Annotated in this window: 11 protein-coding genes and 1 other RNA gene; 7 read left to right on the forward strand and 5 right to left on the reverse strand. The window is 66.0% G+C overall.

The window, feature by feature from the left end; genetic code table 11:
• The coding region (locus QGG75_01355; protein ID MDP6065893.1) for a peptide deformylase at positions 1-149 on the reverse strand (149 nt) is incomplete at its 3' end.
• Positions 150-348: 199 nt separating this feature from the next.
• Between QGG75_01355 and rpsU the strand changes: the two genes are divergently transcribed.
• Complete coding sequence (gene rpsU / locus QGG75_01360) at positions 349-555, forward strand: 30S ribosomal protein S21 (protein MDP6065894.1); 207 nt, start codon at positions 349-351, stop codon at positions 553-555.
• Between the two features lie 147 nt (positions 556-702).
• Here rpsU and QGG75_01365 read toward each other — a convergent pair whose 3' ends face one another.
• The 4 genes from QGG75_01365 to QGG75_01380 all read right to left on the reverse strand — a co-directional run bounded on the left by QGG75_01365 (position 703) and on the right by QGG75_01380 (position 3,801).
• Positions 703-2,091, reverse strand: coding sequence for an NAD(P)(+) transhydrogenase (Re/Si-specific) subunit beta (locus tag QGG75_01365; protein MDP6065895.1), 1,389 nt, complete (start codon positions 2,089-2,091; stop codon positions 703-705).
• Between the two features lie 12 nt (positions 2,092-2,103).
• Entirely contained in the window at positions 2,104-2,391 is a 288-nt protein-coding gene (locus QGG75_01370) for an NAD(P) transhydrogenase subunit alpha (GenBank protein MDP6065896.1), read from the reverse strand.
• A 3-nt stretch (positions 2,392-2,394) separates the two neighbouring features.
• Positions 2,395-3,552 (reverse strand): Re/Si-specific NAD(P)(+) transhydrogenase subunit alpha, encoded by a 1,158-nt coding sequence (locus QGG75_01375; GenBank protein ID MDP6065897.1) that lies wholly within the window; start codon positions 3,550-3,552, stop codon positions 2,395-2,397.
• Between the two features lie 123 nt (positions 3,553-3,675).
• Complete coding sequence (locus QGG75_01380) at positions 3,676-3,801, reverse strand: aa3-type cytochrome c oxidase subunit IV (protein MDP6065898.1); 126 nt, start codon at positions 3,799-3,801, stop codon at positions 3,676-3,678.
• Between the two features lie 218 nt (positions 3,802-4,019).
• Between QGG75_01380 and QGG75_01385 the strand changes: the two genes are divergently transcribed.
• The 6 genes from QGG75_01385 to rnpB form a co-directional block, all read left to right on the forward strand.
• On the forward strand, positions 4,020-4,751 hold the full coding sequence (locus QGG75_01385) for a TerB family tellurite resistance protein (GenBank protein MDP6065899.1): 732 nt from the start codon (positions 4,020-4,022) through the stop codon (positions 4,749-4,751).
• A gap of 306 nt (positions 4,752-5,057) precedes the next feature.
• Positions 5,058-5,915, forward strand: coding sequence for an EamA family transporter (locus tag QGG75_01390; protein ID MDP6065900.1), 858 nt, complete (start codon positions 5,058-5,060; stop codon positions 5,913-5,915).
• Between the two features lie 40 nt (positions 5,916-5,955).
• Entirely contained in the window at positions 5,956-6,705 is a 750-nt protein-coding gene (locus QGG75_01395; GenBank protein ID MDP6065901.1) for an N-acetylmuramoyl-L-alanine amidase, read from the forward strand.
• The gene (locus tag QGG75_01400) at positions 6,702-7,832 is read left to right on the forward strand and encodes a mandelate racemase/muconate lactonizing enzyme family protein (protein MDP6065902.1); all 1,131 of its coding nucleotides are present in this window, start codon (positions 6,702-6,704) and stop codon (positions 7,830-7,832) included. The genes QGG75_01395 and QGG75_01400 overlap by 4 nt, the downstream gene beginning before the upstream one ends.
• A gap of 18 nt (positions 7,833-7,850) precedes the next feature.
• Complete coding sequence (locus tag QGG75_01405; protein MDP6065903.1) at positions 7,851-8,147, forward strand: putative quinol monooxygenase; 297 nt, start codon at positions 7,851-7,853, stop codon at positions 8,145-8,147.
• 34 nt (positions 8,148-8,181) lie between these two features.
• Positions 8,182-8,538, forward strand: an RNA gene (gene rnpB / locus QGG75_01410) — RNase P RNA component class A; the annotation flags it as partial.

Below are 8,538 nucleotides of genomic sequence, written 5' to 3' on the forward strand. Positions count from 1 at the left end.
ATGCCGCCGGCGTCGGCCAGGGTCTCCATCATGTCGGCGACGAGGTGGCTCAGCGCGGTGGCGTTGGGCTCGATGGCGGGGTCGGCGACAGGCTCGGCGCGTTGGCTGAGAACCGGGTGGCCCATGCGGGCGATCTTGAGAATGGCCATGGGGGGAATATGGCGCTGCCGGGTGCTGCGGTAAAGCGAGCTGATTGGGGACACGTACCTTAACGCCCAAAAAAGGCGTTAAGGTACGTGTCCCCAATCAGCAAACGATTTGGCTTTTCTCAGGCTATCGCCTATGTTAGACAGCATCGCTGCAGACGCGGCAGCGTTCCCGTTCGTATGCAATTAGAGGAGATGAACCCTGGTTTCTGTAGTCGTTCGCGATAACAACGTCGACCAGGCCTTGCGCGCGCTCAAAAAGAAGATGCAGCGCGAAGGCATCTTCCGCGAGATGAAGCTTCGTAACTATTACGAAAAGCCTTCCGAGAAGCGGGCCCGCGAAAAGGCCGAGGCCATCCGCCGCGCCCGCAAGCTGGCGCGCAAGAAGGCCCAGCGCGAGGCTGGCTAGACCATCTCCGGGCGGCCCCGCGCCGCGCTTCGACCTTTAGCTCCATTGTTCGCGCCCGGCCTCGGCCGGGTCGTGGTTTTTTGTCGTCTGCAGACAAAAGAAAAGGGCCCATGGGGCCCTTTTCCGTAGGAATGCTTGGGCTCTCCGTCAGGCCAGGGCTTTGACGATGTTCTCGACCATCTTCTTGGCGTCGGAGAACAGCATCATGGTGTTGTCGGCGTAGAAGAGCTCGTTGTCGATGCCGGCGTAGCCGGGCGCCAGCGAGCGCTTGACGAAGAGGCAGGTCTGGGCTCGGTCGACGTCGAGGATGGGCATGCCGGCGATCGGGCTCGAGGGATCATGGGCCGCCGGGTTGGTGACGTCATTGGCGCCGATCACGAAAGCCACGTCGGTCGAGGCGAAGTCGGAGTTGATCTCCTCCAATTCTTGCACATCGTCATAAGGCACGTTGGCCTCGGCCAGCAGCACGTTCATGTGCCCCGGCATGCGCCCCGCCACCGGATGTACGGCATAGCGCACGCGCACGCCCTCGCTCTGCAGCAGATCGGCCATCTCGCGCACCGCATGCTGGGCCTGGGCCACCGCCATACCGTAGCCGGGCACGATGATCACGGAACCGGCGTTGCGCATGATGAAGGCGGCGTCGTCGGCACTGCCCGGTTTGACCGGCTTGTCGCCGCTGCTCTTCTGGCCGGCCACCGCGTCGCCGCCAAAGCCGCCCAGGATGACGCTGAAGAACGAGCGGTTCATGGCCTTGCACATGATGTAGCTCAAAATAGCACCTGACGATCCGACCAGGGCGCCGGTGATGATCAGGGCCGAGTTCTGCAAGGTGAAGCCGATACCGGCGGCGGCCCAACCGGAATAGGAGTTCAGCATCGAGATCACCACCGGCATGTCGGCACCGCCGATCGGGATGATGATCAAAAAGCCGATCAGGAAGGCGATGCCCGTCAACAGCCAGAACACCTCGGGCGACTGGTTGGAGACGAAGTAGGCGATCAGGCCGAGGATGGCGAGGCCGATGACGAGATTCAGGATATGCTGCCCGGGGAAGACCACCGGGTTCCCGGATACCAGCCCCTGCAGCTTGGCGAAGGCGACGATCGAGCCCGAGAAGGTGATGGCGCCGATGGCGCTGCCTAGCGTCATCTCGACCCGGCTGGCGGCAAAGATGTTGCCGGCCGCGTCGGCGATGCCGTAGGCCCCGGGGTTGTCCATGGCCGCCCCGGCCACCAGCACCGCGGCCAGGCCGACCAGGCTGTGGAAGGCGGCCACCAACTGGGGCATGGCCGACATCTCGATCTTCAGCGCCACCACGGTGCCGATGGCACCGCCGATGACCGCCGCGACCAGGATCCAGGTATACGAAACCACGCTGGGGTCGATCACCGTGACCACTACCGCGATGGTCATGCCGATGATGCCGAAGATGTTGCCCCGTCGTGCCGTATCGGGCGACGACAGCCCGCGCAGCGCCAGGATGAAGAGGACGGACGCGATCAGGTAGGCGAGGGCCGTGATGTTTGCTGACATCTTGCGTCCCCTTTACTTGCGCTTGAACATGCCCAGCATGCGCTGGGTGACGATGAAGCCGCCGAAAATGTTCACGGCGGCGAGACCGATGGCGATGATGCCGAGGATGCGGGCAGGGCTCATTTCGGCCGGCCCGGCGGCGATCAGGGCGCCGACGATGATGACGCTGGAGATGGCGTTGGTAACCGACATCAGCGGCGTATGCAGCGCCGGGGTGACGCTCCACACCACGTAATAGCCGACGAAGATGGCCAGCACGAAGATGGAGAGCTGGAAGACGAAGGGATCGATGGCAGCCATGGCTCAGTTTCCCTCCCCGGTCAGCGCCGGGTTGATGATGGCGCCGTCGCGGGTCAGCGCCGTGCCTTGGACGATCTCGTCCTCCCAGTCGATGGCGAGCTCCTTGCTCTCGTCGTCGATCAGGATGGTGACGAAGTTCAAGAGGTTCTTGGCGTAAAGCTGCGAGGCGTCGCCGGCGATGCGGCTGGGCCAGTTGTTATGGCCGACGATGCGCACGCCGCCGATCTCGACCACCTCGCCCGGTTGGGAGCCCTCGCAGTTGCCGCCCTGCTCGACGGCCAGGTCGACGATCACGGCGCCGGGCTTCATCTCGGCCACCATATCGGCGCTTATCAGGATCGGCGCCTGGCGGCCGGGTATCAGCGCCGTGCAGATGACGATGTCCTGCTTCTTCAGGTGCTCGCGCACCAGGGCCGCCTGCTTTTGCTTGTATTCGTCGGACATTTCCTTGGCGTAGCCGGCCGCCGTCTCGGCCTCGGCGAATTCCTCGTCCTCGACGGCGACGAAATTGGCGCCCAGCGATTCGACCTGTTCCTTGACCGCCGGCCGGACGTCGGTGGCGGTGACGATGGCGCCCAGCCGGCGCGCCGTGGCGATGGCCTGCAGTCCGGCCACGCCGGCCCCCATGACGAAGGTGCGGGCCGGCGCGATGGTGCCGGCGGCCGTCATCATCATGGGCAGCGCCCGGGGGTATTCAGCCGTGGCGTCGAGCACCGCCTTGTAGCCCGCCAGGTTCGATTGCGACGACAGCACGTCCATGTTCTGGGCCCGCGTGATGCGCGGCATCAACTCCATGGCGAAAGCGGTGACGCCGGCATCGGCGTAGGCCTGCACCTGGTCGCGGTTGGCGTGCGGCGAAAGCGTGGCGATCAACAGGGCGCCCTTTTTCATCTGCGCCAGCTCGTCCGGTCCGCCCTCGGCGGCGGTCAGCGGGCGCTGCACCTTGAAGACGATGTCGGCCTCGGCCAGTGCCGAAGCGGCGTCGGCGGCGATGTCGGCGCCGGCCTCGGCATAGACCTGGTCGGGAATCTGGGCGCCCGCGCCGGCGCCCGCCTCGACGCACACCTGGGCACCCAGGCCGAGCAGTTTCTTGACCGTGTCCGGCGTCGCCGCAACGCGTCTTTCGTGCGGCCGCCGTTCCTTGGGTATGGCGATTTTCATGTTTTCACCGGATTGCGTGTGTCGGGTCCTGAGCCGCCGGGGCGGCGCCGGGCCACGATCAGGATTCAGGCATGGCAAAGGCCCGCCCTGGGGGCCGGGCCGGTTGGGGAAGCAGTGCTCCGCCTAGAGCAGTGTCAGCGCCATCAGGATCAGAAGCAGGGCGATGGCGGCAGTGCCGAAGATGAAGAGGCGGCGAAAGCCTTGCCAGGTCCCCTGGTGCTGCGAAATATCCATGTTTCCTTGGGCCATGAGCGGCATGAACTCCAATTCCAGAGATGGCGTCCGTATAGCCCAACTGCGCCCCGCAGGCAACGGGGCAATATGTCGCAAGGGGGGAGCAACGCGGCGATTGCAGCGGATTTGGGCGAAATCGAAGCCCTATCGCGAAGCTTCGCCCGGGAACGACCCCCAACCCCAACGGTTGAACGGCTGCCAATTCGCGGCCATGCTGGGGCCGGCGGATTAGCATGAGCATCTGGACCACCATCATCGGCAGCGCCGCCGGCTTTGCGCTTGGCGGCCCCATCGGCGCCCTGGTCGGCGGCCTGGCCGGGCACGCCTATGGCCGCATGCGCGGCGACAGCGGCGAGAGCGACCAGAACGCCCAGCGCCAGGTCGCCTTCACCATCGGCGTCATCGCCCTGGGCGCCAAGATGGCCAAGGCCGACGGCGTGGTGACGCGCGACGAAGTGGAGGCCTTTCGCGAGGTCTTCCACGTGCCGTCGGCCGAGGTCAAGAACGTCGCCCGGGTGTTCGACCAGGCTAAGCAGGACTCACGCGGCTTCGAGGCCTACGCCCGGCAGCTCGGGGCGCTGTTTCACGACAACCCGGCGGTGCTCGAGGACTTGCTCGACGGGCTTTTCCACATCGCCAAGGCCGACAACGTCTACCACCCGGCCGAAGACCAGTTCCTCGGTGATGTGGCCGAGATCTTCGGCTTCAGCCAAGCCGAATTCGCGCGCATCCGGGCCGGCCACGTCGGCCCCGACCAGGCCGATCCCTATGCCATCCTGGGGGTGGATCGCGAGATCGCCGACGGCGAGCTCAAATCGCGCTACCGCAAGCTCATTCGCGAACACCACCCCGACACCCTGATCGCCCAGGGCGTACCGCAGGAATTCGTCGACATCGCCAACGAAAAGCTGGCCGTCATCAACGACGCCTACGATCGCATAGCCAAGGAACGGGGGCTCAACTGAGGGCCGGCGCTAGCCCGCATTTCTCACCGGGTCACGGGCAGCAAAGCCCCCAGGTGATGCGATCCGGAAGGAAAAGGTCGATGAGCGTAGTGGGACTACGCTCTTCGACCTTTTCCGTAGCGGGCGCGCGGTTGGGGGCGACCCTTCGGGCGGCGCAGGTTCGTCCCTTGTGGCGCCGACAGGATGCGTTGCGCTGCTTGCCCGATGTCCCACATCGCGCGGCGCAGCGCGCCTACCCTGTCGGCGCCACAGCACCGCGCAGGCCATGACCCGGCGAGAAATGCGGGCTAGCTGCCGGCCCGGGCCATGACGAGATCGCACCTGGCGCTGCTGATTGCCGCCAATCTGGTCTGGGGCGTCAACTTCGTCTACGCCAAGATCGGGGTCAGCCATTTCCCGCCGATCTTCTATTCCTCGCTGCGCTTTGTGCTCCTGTTCGCGCTGCTCTTTCCCTTCCTGCGCTGGGCCCGCGGCCAGATGCGCTGGATCTTCGGAATTTGTCTGAGCATGGGCGTGATTCACTTCACCCTTATGTTCACCGGCTTCGCCTGGGCCGACGACATCGGACCGCCGGCGGTTTTGGTGCAGCTCTCGGTGCCTTTCGCCACGGCTATCGCCATCGTCGTGCTGGGCGAGCGGCCCGACCGGCGCCAATTGAGCGGTATCGCGCTGTCGTTCGGCGGCGTCATGGTGATCGGCTTCGACCCTGTCGTCCTCGACTATCTCGACGCCGTGGTTCTGGTCGTACTGGGGGCTTTGGCGCTGGCCGTCTCGACCGTTCTGGTCAGGCGCATGCGCGGCATCAGCGTGCCCAACCTGCAAGCCTGGCTGGCGCTGATCAGCGCGCCCTCGTTGCTGGCGCTATCGCTGTTGCTGGAGCAGGGCCAGATGGTGGCGCTGACCAGCGCCCAGCCGCTGCACTGGGGCTCGGTGGCCTATACCGCCATCGGCTCGTCGCTGGTGGGGCACGGCATCATGTATTGGCTGCTCTTGCGCTACCCGGTCAGCACCATCATGCCCTACGGCGTGCTGACCAGTATCTTCGGCGTCTTTGCCGGCTGGCTGGTGCTCGACGACCAGATTACCGGGCGCATGATCGGGGGCGGGCTTTTGGTGTTGGCCGGGGTCATCGTCATTACCACGCGGCGGGCGGTCAAAGCGTAACTTGTCCTGGCCTTTGCCCCATGGTCTATATCTTTCCGCCATGCCTGAGATCCCGTCACCCAACTTCGACCAACGGCCGGCCGGCCGCGGCATCGATATGCTGGTGCTGCACTACACCGGCATGAAGACGGCACGGGCGGCGCTGGCCCGGATGTGCGATCCGGCGGCCCAGGTCAGCGCCCACTACCTGATCGACGAGGACGGCACCACGACCGCCCTGGTGGCCGAACAAAACCGTGCCTGGCACGCCGGCCGGGCCTGGTGGTGGGGCGAGAGCGATATCAACGGCTGCTCCATCGGCATCGAGCTGGTCAACCCGGGCCACGAGTTCGGCTACCGCGATTTCCCCCAGGACCAGATGGCGGCGCTGGAGGAACTGGCCGCCCGGATCATGGCCCGCCATGCCATCCCGCCCGAGCGCGTACTGGGCCATTCCGACGTGGCGCCGGGGCGGCGCCAGGATCCGGGCGAGCGTTTCGACTGGCAGCGCCTGGCGGCGGCCGGCATGGGGTTGTGGCCCGGCGCCGCCGGTTCCGTCGAGCTTTCGCCGCTGGGGCCGGGCGACAGCGGCATCGAGGTGGTGAGGCTGCAGACGGCGCTGGGCCGCTACGGCTGGCGCATCGATCCCAGCGGCGTCTTCAACAACCAGACCGAAACCGTCGTCAGGGCCTTCCAACGCCACTTTCGCCCGGGCCTGATCGACGGCCGGGTGGACGCCGAATCCTGGGGCCTGCTGGATGCCTTGCTGGCGCTCTTGGGGCCTTCGCCGCCAACTCAAGAGGCATCATGAAAATCACCGAAGTTTCCGTCCACGTGCTCGAAGCACCGCTTTCCGAGCCCTTTCATTGGTCCATCAACCGGGCCGAGGTGCGGGCCTCGGCGGTGGTCGAGATCGTTACCGAGAGCGGGCTTGCGGGTTTTGGCGAATGCCTCGGCCCGGCCCGCGCTTGCGCCGCCATGGTCGAGGCCTATGGGCCGCTGCTGCTGGGGGCCGATGCCCTGGCCAGCGAGCTGATTTGGCAGACGCTTTATGACCGCTTTCGCGATCAGGGCCAGAAGGGGGTGCCGATTGCCGCGCTTTCGGGCGTCGACATCGCGCTCTGGGACCTCAAGGGCAAGCACTTCGGGGCGCCGGTGCACCAGCTCATGGGCGGGCCGCTGCGCACCGACGTCGAAGCCTATGCCACCGGCACCTATCGCAAGGACCACGGCGATCCCTTCGATTACATCGTCGATGAGGTCAGGGGCTACGTCGCCGAGGGCTTTGCCGGGGTCAAGCTCAAGATCGGCTTCGAGGTAGCCGAGGACGCGGCGCTGATCCGCGCTGTGCGCCAGGCCATCGGACCCGACGTCAAGCTGATGCTGGACGCCAACCACGGCTACGATGTCATCGACGCCATCCGGCTCGGCCGCCTGGTCGAGGACTGCGATATCACCTGGTTCGAGGAACCGGTGGTGCCCGAGGACCTGGCCGGCTATGGCGAAATAAAGCGCGCCATCGCCATCCCGCTGGCCGGCGGCGAATGCGAATACACCAGATACGGTTTTCGCGAGGTGCTGGCCAGCCGGGCCATCGATATTTTGCAGCCCGACACCTGTGCCGCCGGCGGCCTCAGCGAATGCAAGAAGATTGCCGACATGGCCTGGGCCCACGGCGTGCGCTACGTGCCGCACGTCTGGGGCACCGCCATCGGCCTGGCCGCGGCCTTGCAACTGCTGGCCGTGCTGCCCCACAATCCGCCCGGTAATCGGCCGCTCGAGCCGATCCTCGAATTCGACCGCTCCGAGCACCCGGCCCGCCAGGCGGTGGTAATGGAGCCCATCGAGCACAGCGGTGGCCGGGTGCGGGTGCCGGAGGCCCCGGGGCTGGGCATCGAGATCGACCGGGCCGGGCTGGAACGATTCAAGGTCAATTGAAATCTAATGGAGAACGTCATGGGTAGTTACGCCGTTGTCGCCACCGTCGAGGTCAAGCCGGGCCAGCGGGACGAGGTCTTGAACGCCATGCGCGGCCATCGCGACCGCAGCCTCAAGGACGAGCCCGGCACCGAGCAGTTCGACCTGCTGGTGCCGCTCTATGACGAGAACAAGATCCTGATCTTCGAATGCTACGCCGACAAGGACGCCTTCAAGGCCCACGCCGGCGGTCCCAGCATGGCCCAGGTGGGTAAGGAGATCGATGGCTTGGTCGAGAGCATGACCGTCGAGCGCTGTAACGTAGACGGCGCTTGACGCCTCTTTTCGCCGGGCCTACTAATTCCCTGCGTCAGATGGCCGGATGGCCGCCTTCCGGTGTTGCCGGGGGGAGGAAAGTCCGGGCTCCGCGGAGACACGGTGCCGGGTAACGCCCGGCGGGGGCGACCCCAGGGAAAGTGCCACAGAAAGCAAACCGCCCGTAAGCCAGCCGCCCCAAGGGGTGCTGGCGCTTTGCGGGCAAGGGTGAAAGGGTGCGGTAAGAGCGCACCGCGTCGCCGGCAACGGCGATGGCAGGGCAAACCCCACCGGGAGCAAGACCGCATAGGGGCGGCGCGCCGCAAGGCAGGCGGGTCTTCGCGCCGGCCGCCCGGGTAGGTCGCGCGAGGCGTCCGGTAACGGACGTCCCAGATGAATGGCCATCGCCCGC

It is taken from the genome of Alphaproteobacteria bacterium (genome assembly GCA_030740435.1).
GTDB lineage: Bacteria > Pseudomonadota > Alphaproteobacteria > UBA2966 > UBA2966.